Here is a 236-nt window from a genome sequence, read left to right as displayed (position 1 = left end):
TCGTTCTGAATCTCCCCGTCCAGCAGGACAATGGGAGTGGTGGCCACCATGCCGGTAAGCATGTGCGCCCCCATCATGGCCGACACCCTCAAGGTCTCCCCTGTCACAAGAAGGGCCACAATGGGGCCGATGATCGTGAAAGGCAGCGAAATCAGGATCGTAAACAGAGTTAGCGCTCCTCCGAAGAACATTAGGAGCACCAGTTACACTATCGCGACGGCTGCGACCATGGCGAG

Annotated in this window: 1 pseudogene; it reads right to left on the bottom strand. The window is 57.6% G+C overall.

Going from position 1 to position 236, the window contains the following annotated elements:
- Positions 1-236 (bottom strand): annotated as a pseudogene (locus KVT34_RS31160) (hypothetical protein); the annotation flags it as partial.

Origin of the sequence: Paenibacillus sp. GbtcB18 (assembly GCF_019091125.1) — a bacterium.
GTDB lineage: Bacteria > Bacillota > Bacilli > Paenibacillales > NBRC-103111 > Paenibacillus_F > Paenibacillus_F chitinolyticus.
Note: the sequence above shows the minus strand (reverse complement) of the source record. Positions and strands in the feature narration are given on the sequence as shown.